A 15,588-nucleotide genomic window follows, 5' to 3' on the forward strand; every position below is an offset into this window, starting at 1 on the left:
GTTCCTGTCAGAAAAGAAAAAGGCGTCGGAGAAATCCGGCGCCTTTTTTGTTTCATCCGGCAAACACCGTCCGCACATAGTCCCGATAGAGCAGGATCTGCCCCGGTAGAATGCGCGGATCCTTCAGGGCCCGCCCAGCCAGGATGGCGCCTTCGATGATCCCCATCGCCATATCGGCCAGCGCATCGAGATCGACACCGGGACGCGGAGGATAGCGCGCCTCGATCAAGGCGAACCGCCCCCGGAAGCGGGCCCGCCACGCCAGGATGCCGGCGGCATTGAGGTCGCGGATCTCCTGATTGAAGAGCTGGCTCTGATAACAGAAGGTCGCCACCAGGCACCCCGGATGAGCCTGGGGCAGATCGGCCAGTTCCTCGGCCAGCAGCTTGAGGGCGACGAGCAGCCCATGCAGCGGATCTTCGTTCAGCTCGTCCGCGCGGGCGAACAGCGCATCGAAGATGGCGTCATCCCGCTCCAGATAGCGCTGAATCAGGGCCTTGGCGAGGGCGTTCTTGTCGCGAAAATGATAGAAAAAGCCGCTTTTCGTGATGCCGACCGCCGTGATCAGCTCCTCGATGGAGGTGGCGGCGAAGCCCTTGGCCAGGATGGCCTCTTCCGCCAGATCGAGCAGGCGGTCGCGGGTGGAGACGCCCCGCATCGGGGTCATATCATTCATGGTCGACTATACCAGAGGTAGGGTTGTTAATTTAAACTTAACCCTTTTACGCCGCTTCCCGCCCTCTGGATGCGCAAAACCACCCGACCATGGGTCGACTAGAACACAGGCGGCATCTGCCTAGACTGCCCGGCCATCGCCCCTTGTTATGGACCCCGACGAATGGCCAAATATCGCAATGCCCTGCCGCAACTGACCGACAAGCTTTTCCTGACCGATGGCGGTCTGGAAACGACGCTGATTTTCCACGATGGGCTGGATCTGCCCTATTTCGCGTCCTTCGATCTGCTGCGGACCGTCGAAGGCACCCGGCGCCTAAAGGACTATTACGAGCTTTACGCCGATATGGCGGTGCAGAGCGGCCTGGGCTTCGTGCTGGAGGGCGTCACCTGGCGCGCCAATCCCGACTGGACCCGCAAGATGAATTATACCGACCGTCAGCTGGTCGACGCCATCAATGCCTCGGTCGACCTGATGGAGCAGGTGCGGAACCGATATGAGACACCGGCTTCCCCCATGGTCATCAGCGGCAATATCGGCCCGCGCGGCGACGGCTATAATCCTGGCCAGCAGATGAGTGTCGCAGAGGCCGAGGCCTATCACGGCATCCAGATCGGCCTCTTCACCCAAACCGCCATCGATATGGTCAGTGCCTTCACCATGACCAATATCCCCGAAGCCACCGGCATAGCGCTGGCAGCGAAACGGGCCGGGCTGCCGGTCGTCCTGTCCTTCACGCTGGAAACCGATGGGCGTCTTCCGACCAGCGACACTCTCTCCGACGCCATCCAGGCGGTGGATGCCGCCACCGGCGCCTATCCCGCCTACTACATGATCAATTGCGCCCACCCGGATCACTTCAGCGCCATTCTGGAAGCCGGGGCCGCCTGGATGAAACGCATCCGGGGTGTCCGGGCCAATGCCTCCCGCCGTAGCCATGAGGAGTTGGATAATTCCAGCGATCTTGATGCAGGCGATCCGGTGGAACTCGGCATACTTTATCGAAAGTTGCGCCAGGACCATCGGCATCTGACCATCCTCGGTGGCTGCTGCGGCACCGATCATCGCCATGTCAACGCGATAAGATTGGCATGCAGCCCTGCCGTTTGGGGCGGTTGACGGGACAAGGCACCTGACCTAACGATTAACCATCGGCGGGAACCCCTGCCGATGGTTTTTATTATCCAGGACCGCCTTCCGGTGTCGCCCCTTACCCCGATCCAAACCGGCATTGCCCTGCGGCTGTCATCGGTCCTTCTGTTTGCGGGCCTCAATATCTGTATCCGCCTCAGCGCCGCCGATGTGCCGCTGGGCGAGTTGATGTTCTTCCGCTCGGCCGTCGCGCTCATTCCGCTGGGGATCTATCTGGCGATCCGCGGGGAGTTTCTGACCGGCTTCCGCACCAAATACCCCTGGGGTCATGTGTTGCGCAGTCTGTTCGGCTGCACGGCGATGGCCACCAGCTTCACCTCGATGAGCTACCTGCCGCTCGCGAATGCCACGGCGCTGGCCTTCATCACCCCCATGGTGACGGTTGTTGCAGCCATCCTGCTGCTGGGGGAGCGGCCAAAGCTGATCGTCTATATTGCCCTGGCCATGGGATTCTGCGGCATCATCACCATGCTGTCGCCTGCTCTGCGCTCCACCGGCCTCGATCATCACACCCTGATCGGAACAGCGGCAGGCATTGCGGCGGCCATGTCGTCGGCCGCTGTCATCACCCAGGTCAAGAAGCTGACCAAGACCGAGCTTCCGGCGACCATCGCGCTCTATTTCGCCATCACCTGTTCCATTGTCGGCCTTGCGACCCTGCCACTGGGCTGGGTTTTCCCGAGCCTTGCCTGGAACCTGCCGCACGGAACCCCACTGATCGCCTTGATCATGGGCGGCATCCTGGGCGGCATCGCGCAGATCATGATGACGGAAGCCTTTGCCCGCGCCCCGGCCTCCACCCTCGCGCCCTTTGAATATACCTCCATGATGTGGGCGCTGATGGCGGATATCATCATCTTCAGCGTCTGGCCGGGGCCGCAGACCCTGCTCGGTTCAGCGCTGATCGTTGGGGCCGCCGCCCTGGTCGCGCTCAGCACCAGGCGCCGCGCGTAACAGCGAGCGGTCCGTCGGCTGCAACCGCGCGACATCCGCCCCCGCCAGCGATACCGGATAGGCCTCGAAAGCCGCCTCATTGGCAAACGTCAGGAACACCGCCTGTACCTTGCGATCTTCCCAGACCGGCAGGCGTGGAAATGTATTCGGGCTTTCCTCCGTCACAAAAGACGCCAACAGCGCATCGCCGAAGTCCGGCAACACGGCATCCTGCGGAAACAGAGCCGCCACCAGCAGACCGGCAGGGCCGCCAGTGCGGCTTAATCCCTGAAGCTGAAACCCCTTGACCGCCCGCAGAAGATAGACGTCGTCGCTGTCGATCATGGTGCCGTTGGCGGCCTCCTTCTGCGCCGCCCAGACGGGACCGCCGTAGAAAGTCTCCAGGCCTTTCCGGCGCGCCTCCATATCTGCGAAGCCCCGCAGCCAGACAAAATGATCGGGCCGGTCGAGATCGCGGAACTGCCCGATGACCGACATGCCGCAGGCCTCCTGCGTTTCGACAAACTCGCGGTCGAACAGCTCGATCAGGACATCCCGCTGCCCCGGCTTCAGGGTATAGCGGCGCAGTTCGACGATAGGGCTGACGGGCATCGGCTTTTCCTTTTTGTAAAAACAGGATGATTGTCCTGTTTTAAAAACAAACCGATTGTCCGGTTTTGTCAATCTGCTATTTTGAACGCATGAGCGAAAGCAAACCGCGCGGCAAGCGCACCAATGATCCCGAAGGCATGCGCAGGCGGGTGCTGTCTGTGGCAGCCGAGGCCTTCCAGGCGCGCGGTTATCACGCCACTTCGATGCATGACATCATGGCGCTGGCCCAGATGACCGGCGGCGCGCTCTACCATCATTTCCCAACCAAAAAGGCCCTGGCGCTGGCGGTGATTACGGAGACTGTGGCGGCCGAGGTGCAGGCCACCTGGATCGATCCGCTCCTCAAGGCCCCTGCCCGGCAAGCGATCCTCGGCATTTTCGAGGAGATCGCGGCAGGCCTGGAGGATCGGCAGCGCGTTCAGGGCTGTCCGGTCAATAACCTGGCGCTGGAACTGTCGCTGGCCGACCCCGATTTCCGGGCAGCCTTGAAAGGTCTCTTCGACCGTTGGCGCGCGGCCTTGCGCGACCGGCTGGCAACGGAGGCAACGCCCCTGCCCGCTTCCGACATGGCGGATCTTATCGTCGCCACATATTCCGGCGCCATGGCATTGGCCAAAACGGACCAGAGCGCCGCCCCTCTTCGGAACGGCGCCCTGGCCTTGGCGAAATTGTGGAAGGTGGAGTGAAACCTACCTTGAGGTCGTCATCCGGTGGCTTGACCACGGGATCTCCTCCGGGAGCTTGTCCAATTCTGATCCAAACGGCGCGGAACACACCCGGAGGAGACCCCGGGATCGAGTCCCGGGGTGACGAGTTCTTTCAAACCTTACGACGCGAGTTGCAGATAACCCTGGCGGCGGTTAGCAGGCGGATAGAGCTGCGGGGCGGCGGTCTTGCCGGTCAGTTTGTCGCTGAATTCCGGCCAGTCGAGCAGCGCCTGCTCGACAAACTCCGCCACCAGCATCGGGCGTTCGCCGGGCATCTTGACCCATTCGTCATCGATCAGGCGGACCATAGCGACCCGGCGGAACTTCACGTTCGGCACATGATCCAACAGCCAGCAGACACGCAATCCATGGGGAAGGCTGCGGATCTGGAAATCGAGAATATCATTCATGCTCATCCGCGCATCGGGACGCGCGAAGATGATTCCGCAATAGGGAGTTTCAGGGCGGCAGAACGCCAGGGACTCTTTTGGCATCCAGCGCTGTTCACCGTGCTGGCAATCGAAAGGCTGCCAACCGGCAGCAACCGCACCTTGATAAATCGAGCGAAGAACACTCATGACGCCCTCCCTTGGAATAGGAACATGAGGGGAACATACAGCGAGAACAAACGCAGATCAAGCTCGCAATCCCGACAGCTCGTATTACCCACAGGTTGGTGACCTGTGAGATTGAACAGGGTCATCGCATACTAAATATGGTATCGGCGCCTAAGCTGCCGCTTTGCCATCGGTTCTGGTAATTAAATGTCGCGGAGGGGCGAAAGGTTCCGATTTGGGACGAGGCGCCCCTCGGCACGCAATAGACAATACTCGTCATCCCGGGACTTGATCCCGGGATCTCGTGTAGACCAACCGCGTCAAAAGCCGAACGGAGTTCGGCCACCTAAGATCCCGGGATCAAGTCCCGGGATGACGAGTCTCTAAGGGGAAACGGCCTCATGTAGCGCAAAGCGCGGTAGGCCAACACAAAAGCTACTTCCGAGGCGCCCCGATGGTGGCGCGTTCCACCAGTTCGACGCCGACCGACATCCGGCGGGAGCTGGCGTCGGGGTCCGCGATACGGTCCTTCAGCATCGCGACCGCCAGCCGCCCCATCTCCTCGCGCTGGACCCGCATGGTGGTCAGCGGCGGGCGCGAATGATGGGCGATGGTCACATCATCGAACCCCATGACGGAATAATCGCCCGGGACCGACAGTCCCCGCGCCTCCAGGGCCTGGAGCACACTGATAGCGATCACATCCGTGCAGCAAGAGAACGCAGTGACCTTGTCCAGCATGCCGCGCTCGAACGCCCTGTCGATGGCGATGCCGGCTTCGAATTCCAGCAGGTCGTTCTCTTCCAGATCGATCAGATGGCGCTTCTCATCATAGACAAGCCCCGCCTCGGCCAGCGCGTCCTGAAACCCGTCCAGACGGCGTTTGCGTGAGATGCGGTGTTTGCGCGTCACATGGACGATCTCGCGATGTCCGGCATCGATCAGCTGTTTGGTGGCAAGCCAGCCGCCGAAGCGATTATCGGGGGTCAACCCATCCAGGCGCATCATCCGATCCATGCCGTTCACCAGCACAGTCGGAATTTTGGAGGCCACGACGGGCTCCAGGATTTCCGGCTGGTCGAGCCCCAGGATCAGCAGCGATTCCGGCGCGGCGGTCGCGATCAGATCCTCGATCTCGGCCCGGGTCGTCGCTTCATTGTTGGGCAGCAGGCGCACATTGGCGTTCAGCTGAGCAGCGGTTGCCGCATCCAGCATGCCCCGCATGATCTCTTCATAGAATTGGCCGCTGGCAAAAAACTCGGCCGGGGTGGCGATGGTGACATTGCTGACCACCCCCGGCACGTCCGAACGGGCGCTTTTGGGCGCGTAGCCCATCTGGTTGGCAATCGCCCACACCAGCTCGCGCACCTTGAGGCTGACACCGGGGCGGTTGTTCAGCACCTTGGAAACCGATGCGACCGATATCCCTGCCTTGAGGGCTATGTCGCTTAAGGTCGCCGAAGTTTTTTCAACCATATCCCATGCCTAACCGAGGAACGGGGCCATTAAGGGGGTAAATGGCGCCCGCATGCAACAGCCTCTACCAGAAGAAGTGCCGATGCCCGACAGCGCGCATCAGCGCTTCCATGAAGTAATAATCGCCATAGGGCAGCATGGCGTCGCTCAAGCCCCGCCCGACGTGCGAGGCACCATGGGCCAGCAGGCCCAGCGCATTCGGATCTTCCGTCAGGTCGCAGGTTTCCAGCAACCCGTCGAGCAGCCGGTCGCCCCAGGCGGCCCAGCGCGCAGCCTCATCGCCCTCGCATTGATCGGCGATCAGATAGGCACCGGCGGCCATGATGGCGCCTGCCGAACTGTCGCGATGAGAGATGGCCGGATCGGTGACGTTATAGTCCCAGATCGGGACCTTATCATTGCCCATCAGCTGTTCGGCCTTGGCGGCCAGACGCTTGGCGATGGTGAGGTCTTCCTGGCGGCCGGTGGTCAGGGCGCATTGGGCATAGCCATGGATCATCCAGGCCTGACCGCGCGACCAGCAGCTGTCGTCCTTATACCCCTGATGAGTTTCGCCCCGCACCGGCTTGCCGCTTGCCGCATCGAAGATGAAGGTATGGAAGCTGGTATCATCGGCCCGGATCAGGTGTTTGGCGTTGGTTTCCGCATGGATCAGCGCGATCTCCTGGAAGTCCTTCACCGCCGTCTCGGCATAGGCCCAATGGAGCAGCGCCAGATTCTGCATGCAATCGACGATGACGCGGCCGGCGACAAACGACGCGTGCTCAGGCTCCGGATGGGATTTGGGATGCCAGGCCTGGATATAGCCGCCTTCGTCCTGGAACCGACTGGCCAGCGCCTCGGCTGCCTTGATACCCATATCGCGGGCCTCGCGGTCGGCGGTCATCATATAGTCGGCAACGCAGGACAGCGAAAACTGGAAACCCAGGTCATGGTCGCGGGCGAGGCGATTATTCAGGATCTTGCGGAAGGCCGGGCGCCGGGCCCGCGCCGCATTCAGAAACACCGGATCGCCGGTCAGCTGCAGAGCCAGCCACAGCTGCCCCGATTGAAAACCGATGACCCAATCGATATCGCTGCAGTATTTCCAGCTATTGTCGGCAAGCCCGATCTTGGGGTTGCGCAGGCCGATAACCGGCATCGTCGTCTTCAGCTTGGCAACACACCGCTCCAGCGCCGCCTGATAGCGTGCAACGGGGCGATAGGCAGGCTTGACGAGTGTCGGTTTGGCAGCTTTCGACAGGGCGGCGGTTTCTTGTTGAGCGGACACGGCGCTTCCTCCTGGTTCACGAAAATGTTTTCTCATTTTCGCGAAAATTTCGTCAACAAGAAAATTTCTATTGACGAAAATCGGGATCGCCGCCACGATTTTTCATAATTTGAGGGCGGAATCGCCCCTAAACCTATGGGGAGGCCAAGGAATGTCGCGAAACTTTCGCGAAACTCCGAAACAGCGTAAGGCGCTGACAGCATGAGCGAAGGGCTTGTGCTGAAACAGCCGCTGTCGGTCCGCATCCTGGCGACCATCCGGTCCAGCTGGGCGGCCTATGGCTTTCTGACCCCTTGGCTGCTGGGTTTCTTTTTCCTGACCCTGGGTCCGGCCGTCAGCTCGCTGCTGCTGTCGTTCACCAACTATGATTTGACGCAGGATCCCTATTGGATCGGCGGCGATAACTACGTGAAGATGTTCACGGACGACCGCCGTTTTTCCAAGGCGATGTCGGTGACCTTCACCTTTGTCGTGCTGTCGGTGCCGCTGAAGCTGATGTTCGCGCTTGGCATCGCGGTGATGCTGAACAAGGGACTGCGCGGCCTGACTCTGTTCCGCGCGATCTTCTATCTGCCGTCCCTGATGGGTGCCAGCGTCGCGGTCGCGGTCCTGTGGCGCCAGATTTTCGCGGGCGACGGGCTGCTGAACAAGCTGCTGCATTCGCTGTTCGGCTATGAAGGCCAGAGCTGGATCTCCTCGCCCTCGACCTCGATCTATACGCTGGTGCTGCTGTCGATCTGGCAGTTCGGCTCGCCGATGATCATCTTCCTGGCGGGCCTGCGTCAGATCCCCACGGATATGTACGAGGCCGCCAGCATCGATGGTGCCAGCCAGCGCCGCCAGTTCTGGAAGATCACGTTGCCGCTGTTGACCCCGGTCATTTTCTTCAATGTGATCGTGCAGACCATCGATGCCTTCAAGGCCTTCACCTCGGCCTTCGTCATCTCCGACGGCAGTGGCGGCCCGATCGACTCGACGCTCTTCTATACGCTGTATCTCTATCAGGAAGCTTTTGCGCACCTACGCATCGGTTATGCCTCGGCGCTCGCCTGGGTGCTGGTGATCATCATCGCCTTCTTCACCGCCCTCTCCTTCCTCTCGTCGAAGCTGTGGGTACATTACGATGATTGATAGCCCCGCCGTCTCCCCGGTTTCGAGCGGTTCCGTCGCCAGCCAGACCAAGCGCGCGCTCGCCTATGCTGCGCTGATCGTGGTCAGCTTCGTGATGCTCTATCCGCTGATCTGGATGGTCATCAGCTCGTTCCGCCCGAATAACGAGATTTTCAGCTCGCCCACCCTCTTTTCGCAGAACTACAGCACGGACGCCTATCCGCGCGGCTGGAAGGGATTGAGCGTCGGTTTCGACCGCTTCTTCCTGAACTCGCTGGTGATCGCGGTGCTGACCGTGGTCGGCAACCTCATGTCCTGCTCGCTGGCGGCCTTTGCCTTCACACGGCTTAAGTTCTTCGGCAAGAACTTCTGGTTCGCGCTGATGCTGGGCACCTTGATGATGCCGCAGCATGCGGTGCTGATCCCGCAGTATGTGCTGTTCCTGAACCTCGGCTGGGTCAACACCATTCTGCCGCTGGTGGTGCCGAAGTTCCTGGCCATGGATGCCTTCTTCATCTTCCTGATGGTCCAGTTCTTCCGGGGCATCCCGCGCGAGATCGACGAGGCGGCGACCATGGATGGCTGCAGCCCCTGGCGGATCTATTGGAAGATCATTCTGCCGCTCTCGACCCCGGTGCTGGCGACCGCCGCCGTCTTCTCCTTCATCTGGACCTGGGACGATTTCTTTGCGCCGCTGATCTATCTGAACGACATCCATAACTACACGGCACAGTTGGGCCTGCGCACCTTCGTGGATGCCACGGCCGAGAGCGATTGGTCGGCGCTGTTCGCCATGTCGACCCTGACCGTCCTGCCGATCTTCGTCCTGTTCTTCTTCTTCCAGCGCCTGCTGATCGAAGGCATCGCCACCACCGGCATGAAGCGCTGAGGCACGAGTACACCGATGACAAGCTTAGTCCTGAAGAAAGTCGCCAAGAAATTCGGCCCGGTGGAGGTGATCCCCGGCATCGACCTCGATATCAAAAGCGGCGAGTTCATTGTCTTCGTCGGCCCGTCGGGCTGCGGCAAATCCACCCTGCTGCGCATGATCGCGGGGCTGGAGACCATCTCCGGCGGCGACCTGCTGATCGGGGGCGAGCGGATGAACGACAAGGCGGCGTCCGATCGCGGCATCGCCATGGTGTTCCAGTCCTACGCGCTCTATCCGCATATGAGCGTCTATAAGAATATGGCCTTCGGCCTCGAAACCGCGGGCATGCCCAAGGACGAGATCAAGGTGCGGGTGCAGAAAGCCGCCGAGATCCTGCAGATCGTGCCGCTGCTGGAGCGCAAGCCCAAGGCCCTCTCGGGCGGTCAGCGTCAGCGCGTCGCCATCGGCCGTGCCATCGTGCGCGAACCGAAGATCTTCCTGTTCGACGAACCGCTGTCGAACCTGGATGCCGAACTGCGGGTGCAGACGCGGGTGGAGATCGCCAAGCTGCACGCCGACCTCGACGCCACCATGATCTATGTGACTCATGATCAAGTAGAAGCCATGACGCTGGCCGACAAGATCGTCGTGCTGCGTGCTGGCAATGTCGAGCAATTCGGCACACCGCTGGATATCTACAACCGCCCGAACAACCGCTTCGTCGCCGGTTTCATCGGCTCGCCTAAGATGAATTTTCTCAATGTCCAACCGCTGGGCATCAAGGAAGACGGTTTGGCGCTCAGCCTCGCCGGGCGCGAATTGCACACGGGTCTGCGCGTAGCGGAGGGACGCTCCGGTTCGCTCGCCCTGGGTATCCGCCCCGAACATATCCGCGTCGGATCGGAAAGCGGCTTAGCCCTGGGCGAGGTGCGCGTCGACCATGTGGAACAACTGGGCGGCCAGACCCTGATCTATGGCCGTCTGTCCGATGGCCAGACACTGACCGTCACCTTCGACGGCCAGAAAGCCATCAAGGGCGGCGACAGTCTGACCGTCAGTGCGCCCGCCGACCTTATCCACCTGTTCGACGAAACCGGCGCGAACATCACGCTCACCTAAAAACAAAAACAACATGTCTCTGCCATGGAGGAAACGATGATCAACAGGCGTAGTCTTCTGAAGAACACGATGCTGATGGGTGCGGGTGCCCTGGCCTCGCAGCTGCCGCTCTCCCGCGCTTTTGCCCAGGACAAGTCCCTGCGCCTCTATTGGTGGGGCTCGCAGGACCGCTCCAAGCGCACGCTGGACGTTGCCCAGCTGTACGAGCACTCCAACCCCGGCATCAAGATCGTCGGCGAAGCCAATGGCGCCGACTATTGGCCCAAGCTGACCACCATGATCGCGGGCCGCAACATGCCCGATATCGTCCAGTACGAACCGAGCACCCTGCCCGACTATTCCAAGCGCAACATCCTGCTGCCGCTGGACAAGTATCTCGGCAACGTCATCAAGACCGACAAGTTCGCGCCGGGCGCCCTGGAGCTTGGCACCGTCGACGGCAAGGTCACCGGCATTCCGCTGTCGATCAACGCCTTCTCGCTGCTCTACAACGCCGATGCCTTTGCCGCCGCCGGTCTGAAGCCGCCTGGGGCGAATACCACCTGGGACGAGTTCGCCGATCTGTCGGTCGAACTGACCAAGAAGCACGCCAAGAGCAAGGTCTGGGCCTCGCCCAATGCCTCGCGTTACAACTACGTCTTCCAGGCCTGGTTGACCCAGCGCGGCAAGCTGCTGTTCACCGCCGACGGCAAGCTTGGCTTCGATGTGAATGATGCCAAGGAATGGTACGACTATTGGGACAAGCTCAATAAGCGTGGCGGCGTGGTCGCAGCCGACATCCAGGCCCAGGATCAGAGCCTCGTCGACTCCAACCCGCTGATGAAGGGCAATGCCCTCATGGGCTTCACCTTCTCCAACCAGCTGACCGCCTATCAGGGCGGCACCACTGCCAAGATCGGCATCACCAGCCTGCCGCACCTGGGCTCGGGCAAGCCGTCGGGCCTGTTCTATCGTCCGGGTCTGCATTGGGCGATCGCGGGCATGTCGAAGAACCCTGATGAGGCTGCCGCCTTCATCAACTTCTTCGTCAATGACCTCAACGCGGGCAAGCTGCTGGGTGCCGAGCGCGGCGTTCCGGTGAACCTTGATGTGCGCGACGTGATTGCTCCGCAGATCGACCCCATCGCCCAGAAGACGGTCGATTACATCGGCGAAATCGCCAAGCGCGTGACGGCCTACCCGCCGCCCGCTCCTGCCGGTTCGAACGAGATCGACCATCAGGTCTTCCGCCCGACTGCCGACAAGCTGGCTTTCGGTCAGATCAAGGTCGCCGAAGCCGCCGAGATGCTGGTGAACGACTCTAAGAAGATCCTGAAGTACTAGATCTGAGCATTTGGGGGCCTTCCTCCCTGGCCCTCATGGCGCGACCGGCCGGTCCGGTCGCGCCTTTTTCATCCCAAGAAAAGCAAGAGCCCGCGCGATGTCCTTCAAGCCCCGCTTCGACCATTTCAATCCCTTCGATGGAAACGAGTTTCGAACCAGGGCCGATGTCGATGCCGGTCTGAAATCCCTGATCGACCCGCTGGAGGTCTTCCGCTCCCCCGGCGGCGCGCGTGTGCGCCTCGATAGCGCCGGAGCACATTTCGATATCGCGGCGGCGGATGTGGAGGGCTTCTCCCGACCGCTCTGGGGCCTCGCCCCTGCCCAGGTCGGCGGATCGACCTGGATCGATTGGGAGCCGATTGCCCGTGGTCTGGCGAACGCGACCGACCCGAGACACCCTGAATTCTGGGGCTTCCCGCCTTCCGACTATGATCAGCGCCTTGTCGAGATGGCGGCCATCGGCCTCGCCCTGCGCCTGGTGCCGGAGAAGATCTGGGACCCGCTGACGCCCGCCCAGAAGGACAATCTCGTCCATTATCTGAAAGTCGCGCGCGAATTTGAGCACGCCGACAATAACTGGAAATTCTTCCGCCTGATGGTGGACCTGGGCCTGAAGTCCGTCGGCGCCAAATTCGACGCCGCCCCCGGCCTCAAATATCGCGACGAGCTGGAAGGCTTCTATCTGGCTGACGGCTGGTATCGCGACGGTCAGCCCCGCCACCTCGACCACTACATCCCCTTCGCCTTCCACTTCTATGGCCTGCTGCTGGCCAAGCTGGACGATAAAACCGAATTTACCGAACGCTACCGCGAGCGCGCCCGCCTCTTCACCAAGGATATGGCGCGCTGGTATGCCGATGACGGCGGCTGCCTCGCCTTCGGCCGTTCCATGACCTATCGCTTCGCCAATGCCGGCTTCTGGGGCGCGCTCGCCCTGGCCGATGAAGAGGTACTGCCCTGGGGCGAGTTGAAGGGCTATTTCCTGCGCCACCTGCGCTGGTGGAAGAAGCAGCCCTTTGCTTCACGCGACGGCACCATGGCGGTCGGTTACGGCTATCCCAACTTGCTGATGTCGGAGAATTATAATTCCGGCGTTTCGCCCTATTGGGCGCTGAAAGCCTTCCTGCCGCTCGCCTTGCCTGAAAGCCATCCCTTCTGGCAGGCCGAGGAGATCGCGGCGCCGGTCCATGACAAGCCGACCGTGCAGAAGCATCCCGGTTTCGTGATCGCCAATCCGCCGGGCGACGTCATCGCGCTCTCTTCAGGTCAGCAGAACCAGACCATGCGTTTCGGGGCCGAGAAATACGCGAAATTCGCCTATTCCGCCCGCTATGCCTATTCGGTCGAAAGCGACGAGCGGAAGTTCTTCGAAGGCGTCTACGACAGTTCCATCGGTTTTTCCGACGACAATAAACACGGCCGCACCCGCGAGACGAACGAGGAAGCGCTGATCGCGGACGGCACGCTCTATGCCCGCTGGCGGCCCTTCGCCGATGTGCTGGTGGAAAGCTGGACCTATTGGGACGGGCCCTTCCAGGTGCGCGTGCATCGGATCGACACACCGCGCGCCCTCCATAGCATCGAAGGTGGCTTCGCCGTTGCCCGGCCGGAGCCCTTTGACGCCACGGTCGAGGATAGCCCCACCCAGGCTCTGATCGAAACCGCGAGCGATCTGTCAGCGATCCTCGACCTTGGATCGAGCGTCCCCCGCGATGGCCTGACCCATAAGGCGCCGCCGAACACGAACCTGATCGCGCCCAAGACCATGGTGCCGCAATTGCGGGTCGAGCTGCCCGCAGGCCAGCATATCCTCGCCTGCGCCGTGATCGCGCAAGCCGACCGCGCCTTTGTGCGCCAGGCCCTCAAGACCCCACCCGCCAAACCGGATCTCGCCACCCTGGAAAAGCTTGTCCGCGAGCGCGGTGTCCAGGTGTCGGCCATGACCGGTCGCGCGGACCGCTAATATTAACCTGTCATCCCGGCCTTGCGCCGGGATCCGGCCGCCCTGTGCAGCAAACGCCTCACGACGCCACGCGGCAACAACCATCGGCCAGATCCCGGCGCAAGGCCGGGATGACACTGAAATGGGTTTTACGACCCGATGAATCATATGAAGGGTAGGAAAAAGCATCATGGTTGACGTTCGTCAGGCGATCCATTTCGAACAGGCCGAAAAGATGAATACCGAGGAACTGCGCAAGCACTTCCTGGCCGACAGCCTGTTCGCCCCCGGCGAAGTCCGCAGCGTCTATACGCATTACGACCGCATGGTGCTGATCGGGATCAGCCCGACCGACGCGCCGCTCGTCCTGGGTGCCGATCTTGCCAAGGCCGCCGGTGCCGACGACTTCCTCGACCGCCGCGAATTGGCCGTCATCAATATCGGCGGCGGCAATGCCACGGTCACCGCCGATGGCGAAAGCTATCTGCTGGAGAACGAGGAAGCGCTCTATATCGGCAAGGCCGCGACCGGCGTCAGCTTCGCGTCAGCCGACCCGAAGAACCCGGCCAAGCTTTACGCGGTCTCGGCAGGAGCGCATACCAAGTTCCCGAACCGCAAGGTGACCCGCGCCGAAGCCTCGCCCCAGCCCATGGGGTCGGCTGAAACAGCCAATAAGCGCACCATCAACAAATATATCCACGAAGGCCTGATGCAGACCTGCCAGCTGGTTGTCGGCCTGACCCGGTTCGAAGCGGGCAGCGTCTGGAACACCATGCCCGCCCACACCCACGACCGCCGCATGGAGGCCTATCTCTATTTCGATATGCCTGAAGACCGCCTCGTCGTGCATCTGATGGGCCGCCCGCAGGAGACTCGCCATATCATCATCCGCAACGAACAGGCCGTGGTCTCGCCCCCCTGGTCGATCCATTGCGGATCGGGCACGGGCGCCTATGCCTTCGTCTGGGCGATGGCCGGTGACAATCAGTCCTTCAGCGACATGGATCACATCAAGATCCAGGACCTGAAATAATGAGCATCGCCGCTCTCTTCGATCTTTCTGGAAAGGGCGCGCTGGTGACAGGCGCCCGCACCGGCCTTGGCCAAGCCATAGCCCTCGCCTTAGCCCAGGCCGGTGCAGACATCATCGGCCTTGGCTCCTCCCCCATGCCCGACACCAAGGCCAAGGTGGAGGCGCTGGGCCGTCGCTTCATCGAGGTTCAGCAGGATCTGACCCAAAGCATCGATTTCGCTGGCCTTATCGACCGGCTGGAGCGCGAGGCGTTTCCGATCGATATCCTGGTCAATAACGCCGGGATCATCCGCCGGGCCGACGTTCTGGAGTTCTCGGAAGCCGATTGGGATGCCGTGACGCAGGTGAACGAGAAGAACCTGTTTTTCCTCTCCCAGGCCGTCGCCAAGCGCATGGCGGCGCGCAAGTTCGGGCGCATCGTCAATATCGCCTCGCTGCTGTCCTTCCAGGGCGGCATCCGGGTTCCGGCCTATACCGCCTCCAAACACGCCGTCGCGGGCTTGACCAAGCTGATGGCGAATGAACTCGCCCCCCACGGCATCACCGTGAACGCCATCGCGCCGGGCTATTTCGAGACGGATAACACCACCGCCCTGCGGGCCGACCCGGTGCGCCAGAAACAGATCCTGGAACGTATCCCCAGCGGCCGCTGGGGCGTGCCGGACGATCTGGCGACGACGGTGCTGTTCCTGACGTCGCCAGCGTCATCCTACGTCACCGGCACGATTGTCCCGGTGGATGGCGGATGGTTGGCGCGATAGGAGCTTGAAGAGCGTTTCCTTATCTGCCGTCATCCCAGGGTCAAGC

The 15,588-nt window shown here is 61.5% G+C and carries 15 protein-coding genes; 10 read left to right on the forward strand and 5 right to left on the reverse strand.

Annotated elements, in window-relative coordinates; all coding sequences use genetic code 11:
- Positions 1–52: 52 nt before the first annotated feature.
- Positions 53–676 (reverse strand): TetR/AcrR family transcriptional regulator, encoded by a 624-nt coding sequence (locus ACFSM5_RS01315; RefSeq protein WP_379874389.1) that lies wholly within the window; start codon positions 674–676, stop codon positions 53–55.
- A gap of 162 nt (positions 677–838) precedes the next feature.
- Between ACFSM5_RS01315 and ACFSM5_RS01320 the strand changes: the two genes are divergently transcribed.
- Together ACFSM5_RS01320 and ACFSM5_RS01325 are read left to right on the forward strand one after the other, a co-directional pair.
- A complete protein-coding gene (locus ACFSM5_RS01320) occupies positions 839–1,795 on the forward strand; it encodes a homocysteine S-methyltransferase family protein (protein WP_379874391.1) in 957 nt (318 codons plus the stop codon).
- Positions 1,796–1,846: 51 nt separating this feature from the next.
- Positions 1,847–2,782 (forward strand): DMT family transporter, encoded by a 936-nt coding sequence (locus ACFSM5_RS01325; protein ID WP_379874393.1) that lies wholly within the window; start codon positions 1,847–1,849, stop codon positions 2,780–2,782.
- Here ACFSM5_RS01325 and ACFSM5_RS01330 read toward each other — a convergent pair.
- Positions 2,723–3,373 (reverse strand): NIPSNAP family protein, encoded by a 651-nt coding sequence (locus ACFSM5_RS01330; RefSeq protein WP_379874395.1) that lies wholly within the window; start codon positions 3,371–3,373, stop codon positions 2,723–2,725. The genes ACFSM5_RS01325 and ACFSM5_RS01330 overlap by 60 nt on opposite strands.
- 89 nt (positions 3,374–3,462) lie before the next feature.
- On the opposite strand from ACFSM5_RS01330, the gene ACFSM5_RS01335 reads away from it, so the two are divergent.
- Positions 3,463–4,059, forward strand: coding sequence for a TetR/AcrR family transcriptional regulator (locus ACFSM5_RS01335; RefSeq protein WP_379874398.1), 597 nt, complete (start codon positions 3,463–3,465; stop codon positions 4,057–4,059).
- 140 nt (positions 4,060–4,199) lie between these two features.
- Here ACFSM5_RS01335 and ACFSM5_RS01340 read toward each other — a convergent pair whose 3' ends face one another.
- From ACFSM5_RS01340 to ACFSM5_RS01350, 3 genes are all read right to left on the reverse strand, one after another.
- Positions 4,200–4,658: a hypothetical protein gene (locus ACFSM5_RS01340; protein WP_379874400.1), complete on the reverse strand. Its 459-nt coding sequence runs from the start codon at positions 4,656–4,658 to the stop codon at positions 4,200–4,202.
- 414 nt (positions 4,659–5,072) lie between these two features.
- On the reverse strand, positions 5,073–6,113 hold the full coding sequence (locus tag ACFSM5_RS01345) for a LacI family DNA-binding transcriptional regulator (protein ID WP_379874403.1): 1,041 nt from the start codon (positions 6,111–6,113) through the stop codon (positions 5,073–5,075).
- Positions 6,114–6,177: 64 nt separating this feature from the next.
- The gene (locus tag ACFSM5_RS01350) at positions 6,178–7,383 is read right to left on the reverse strand and encodes a hypothetical protein (protein ID WP_379874405.1); all 1,206 of its coding nucleotides are present in this window, start codon (positions 7,381–7,383) and stop codon (positions 6,178–6,180) included.
- A 201-nt stretch (positions 7,384–7,584) separates the two neighbouring features.
- On the opposite strand from ACFSM5_RS01350, the gene ACFSM5_RS01355 reads away from it, so the two are divergent.
- The 7 genes from ACFSM5_RS01355 (at position 7,585) to kduD (ending at position 15,542) form a co-directional block, all read left to right on the forward strand.
- A complete protein-coding gene (locus ACFSM5_RS01355; protein WP_379874408.1) occupies positions 7,585–8,514 on the forward strand; it encodes a carbohydrate ABC transporter permease in 930 nt (309 codons plus the stop codon).
- On the forward strand, positions 8,507–9,382 hold the full coding sequence (locus ACFSM5_RS01360; protein ID WP_379874411.1) for a carbohydrate ABC transporter permease: 876 nt from the start codon (positions 8,507–8,509) through the stop codon (positions 9,380–9,382). Before ACFSM5_RS01355 ends, ACFSM5_RS01360 begins: the two co-directional genes overlap by 8 nt.
- A 15-nt stretch (positions 9,383–9,397) precedes the next feature.
- Positions 9,398–10,483: an ABC transporter ATP-binding protein gene (locus tag ACFSM5_RS01365; RefSeq protein ID WP_379874415.1), complete on the forward strand. Its 1,086-nt coding sequence runs from the start codon at positions 9,398–9,400 to the stop codon at positions 10,481–10,483.
- A 36-nt stretch (positions 10,484–10,519) separates the two neighbouring features.
- Positions 10,520–11,806, forward strand: a complete 1,287-nt coding sequence (locus tag ACFSM5_RS01370; RefSeq protein WP_379874418.1) for an ABC transporter substrate-binding protein — start codon at positions 10,520–10,522, stop codon at positions 11,804–11,806.
- Between the two features lie 97 nt (positions 11,807–11,903).
- A complete protein-coding gene (locus ACFSM5_RS01375; protein WP_379874421.1) occupies positions 11,904–13,769 on the forward strand; it encodes a DUF2264 domain-containing protein in 1,866 nt (621 codons plus the stop codon).
- A 169-nt stretch (positions 13,770–13,938) separates the two neighbouring features.
- Positions 13,939–14,781: a 5-dehydro-4-deoxy-D-glucuronate isomerase gene (kduI, locus tag ACFSM5_RS01380; protein ID WP_379874423.1), complete on the forward strand. Its 843-nt coding sequence runs from the start codon at positions 13,939–13,941 to the stop codon at positions 14,779–14,781.
- A complete protein-coding gene (gene kduD, locus ACFSM5_RS01385) occupies positions 14,781–15,542 on the forward strand; it encodes a 2-dehydro-3-deoxy-D-gluconate 5-dehydrogenase KduD (protein ID WP_379874426.1) in 762 nt (253 codons plus the stop codon). Before kduI ends, kduD begins: the two co-directional genes overlap by 1 nt.
- The last annotated feature ends 46 nt before the right edge of the window (positions 15,543–15,588 follow it).

The organism is Lacibacterium aquatile (assembly GCF_042683105.1).
Lineage (GTDB): Bacteria > Pseudomonadota > Alphaproteobacteria > Elsterales > Elsteraceae > Lacibacterium > Lacibacterium aquatile.

Bases quoted from the DNA above. Each gene is read 5' to 3' on its own strand.
- ACFSM5_RS01315 (WP_379874389.1), bottom strand. From the start codon at position 676: ATGAATGATATGACCCCGATGCGGGGCGTCTCCACCCGCGACCGCCTG.
- ACFSM5_RS01320 (WP_379874391.1), top strand. From the start codon at position 839: ATGGCCAAATATCGCAATGCCCTGCCGCAACTGACCGACAAGCTTTTC.
- ACFSM5_RS01325 (WP_379874393.1), top strand. From the start codon at position 1,847: ATGGTTTTTATTATCCAGGACCGCCTTCCGGTGTCGCCCCTTACCCCG.
- ACFSM5_RS01330 (WP_379874395.1), bottom strand. From the start codon at position 3,373: ATGCCCGTCAGCCCTATCGTCGAACTGCGCCGCTATACCCTGAAGCCG.
- ACFSM5_RS01335 (WP_379874398.1), top strand. From the start codon at position 3,463: ATGAGCGAAAGCAAACCGCGCGGCAAGCGCACCAATGATCCCGAAGGC.
- ACFSM5_RS01340 (WP_379874400.1), bottom strand. From the start codon at position 4,658: ATGAGTGTTCTTCGCTCGATTTATCAAGGTGCGGTTGCTGCCGGTTGG.
- ACFSM5_RS01345 (WP_379874403.1), bottom strand. From the start codon at position 6,113: ATGGTTGAAAAAACTTCGGCGACCTTAAGCGACATAGCCCTCAAGGCA.
- ACFSM5_RS01355 (WP_379874408.1), top strand. From the start codon at position 7,585: ATGAGCGAAGGGCTTGTGCTGAAACAGCCGCTGTCGGTCCGCATCCTG.
- ACFSM5_RS01360 (WP_379874411.1), top strand. From the start codon at position 8,507: ATGATTGATAGCCCCGCCGTCTCCCCGGTTTCGAGCGGTTCCGTCGCC.
- ACFSM5_RS01365 (WP_379874415.1), top strand. From the start codon at position 9,398: ATGACAAGCTTAGTCCTGAAGAAAGTCGCCAAGAAATTCGGCCCGGTG.
- ACFSM5_RS01370 (WP_379874418.1), top strand. From the start codon at position 10,520: ATGATCAACAGGCGTAGTCTTCTGAAGAACACGATGCTGATGGGTGCG.
- ACFSM5_RS01375 (WP_379874421.1), top strand. From the start codon at position 11,904: ATGTCCTTCAAGCCCCGCTTCGACCATTTCAATCCCTTCGATGGAAAC.
- kduI (WP_379874423.1), top strand. From the start codon at position 13,939: ATGGTTGACGTTCGTCAGGCGATCCATTTCGAACAGGCCGAAAAGATG.
- kduD (WP_379874426.1), top strand. From the start codon at position 14,781: ATGAGCATCGCCGCTCTCTTCGATCTTTCTGGAAAGGGCGCGCTGGTG.